Source organism: Deinococcus metalli, from assembly GCF_014201805.1.
GTDB classification, from domain to species: domain Bacteria; phylum Deinococcota; class Deinococci; order Deinococcales; family Deinococcaceae; genus Deinococcus; species Deinococcus metalli.
Window position 1 is genome coordinate 1 of the sequence record NZ_JACHFK010000033.1, and the last position, 1,686, is coordinate 1,686.

At 64.4% G+C, this 1,686-nt stretch carries 1 protein-coding gene; it reads right to left on the bottom strand.

The window, feature by feature from the left end:
- Positions 1-29 precede the first annotated feature (29 nt).
- A complete protein-coding gene (locus tag HNQ07_RS23765) occupies positions 30-1,613 on the bottom strand; it encodes an ISL3 family transposase (protein ID WP_184116518.1) in 1,584 nt (527 codons plus the stop codon).
- Positions 1,614-1,686: the final 73 nt, after the last annotated feature.

The window sequence follows — 1,686 nt, forward strand, 5'->3', positions numbered from 1 at the left end:
GGAACTTCCGCACATTTGGTGATGGGGATTCAGCCCGGTGGCCGGTGCAGCATCCGAGCCCGCAGCAGAGAGAGCCCCGCACGGCCATACATCCCGCGTTTCAGTGTCTTGAGGCGATTCACGTGGCCCTCTACCTGACCGTTGCTCCAGGGCAGCGTCACCGCAGCCAACACGGCGTCAAAATCCCGATCCAGGCCAATGGCGAACCGTTCGAATTCCAGCAGGCCGCTCCCAGTCAAGTCGCGAAGCCAGCCCCGCAACGGATTGCTGCTCCGTCCACCGAGCAGTGCCCATCCCGTCTGTACCAGCGTTTCCACCTTCGCAAACCACGGAATGTCCCGCCGACATGCCGTCAGGAACGTCTCGTACGCGGGCTGGGTGATCAGATCCGGACGTACCAGCAGCCAACTCAAGGCTCTGGCGCCTGGACACCGGCGGACAGGAGCACTGGATTCCAGTGCTCCTGTCCGCTGTTCCCGGCACCATTCCCGGACGACTGTGAAGCCGCCCGTGTACCCCTGCACCCTGACGGCGTTGAACAGATGGGTGGCGTTGTGCGTCCCTGCGGCCCATTGCGCGGTCAGCCACGCCCGGTACGGGTCGATTCGCTTTGCTCGCCGTGGTCGGTGCGGCTGCCCTGGGCTGGCCGTCAGGCGCAGATACTTGCGCACCGTCACCATGCACAGCCCGGTACGCTGCGTGATCTGCATCAAGGAGTGCCCCTGGGCCTTCAAGGCATGGATCTCAAGGAAGCGCTGCTGTGCCCGTGGGGTCGGTGGACACCCGGCGATAGAGACCGATACAACGCCTTGTGCCACTGGAGTGACCGGCACGCCGGTCGCCTTGCGGAACACTTCGGTCAGAGGCCGGTAGAGGCGCTGCAGGAAACGCTCGAGCGTTTCCCTGAGGTTCTTCAGCAGGTGCCAGCGATCCGCGACCTGCAGTGCCTGGGGCGCGCCGAGGGTGGCGGCTTCCTGGTATGCACTGGAGCGATCCCGGGTGATGATCCGGAGTTCCGGATGCCCACGGAGCCACGCTGCGACCGTCGCCACTTCTCGGTCAGGCAACAGGTCAATGGGTTCATGGCGATCCAGATCCACGAGGATGGTGCCGTACCGTTGACCTTTGCGCCATGCCCAGTCGTCGATGCCCAGCGAATAGACCGGCCGGCTAGAGAAGGTGGCTGGCTCCGGGATGGCGCGCAGCAGGGTGTCCGCGCTGACGGGCTGACCCACGGTGGCCAGGCAGCGCGCCGAACATTCACCCCCGGCTTCCAGGGCCAGGGAAGCGACTTGCTGTGCAAGTCGCCGGGTCAGGCGCTGCCATGGGGCCGCCATGGTCAGGCGTTCGCAGAAGATGCGCTGTGAACATGCGGGGGAGGTGCAGAAGAAGCGCCGGACATTGAGGTGCAGGCGCACGCGTCGACCGAAGCAGGCCAGATCTTTGAGCACACGCTGGTACCGGCTGTGGACGCGGCTGGAGGGGCCGCCACACTGCGGACAAACGGAACTGGTTGCCGTGCTGGAAAGCTCGAGCCAGACGGTCTTGGGTCGCACATGGGCGGTGTTGAACCGGAGTGTTGCCGGATCGGGCAGGAACGCCTGAAAGTCCATGACCGATGGTGCGCCTCAGCTAAATTCCCATCATCAAATGTGCGGAAGTTCCATTTTTAGGCCGCCAACGACA

What these genes read in the sequence shown, in the direction of transcription:
- HNQ07_RS23765 (WP_184116518.1), bottom strand. Translation starts at nt 1,613, where the DNA reads ATGGACTTTCAGGCGTTCCTGCCCGATCCGGCAACACTCCGGTTCAAC.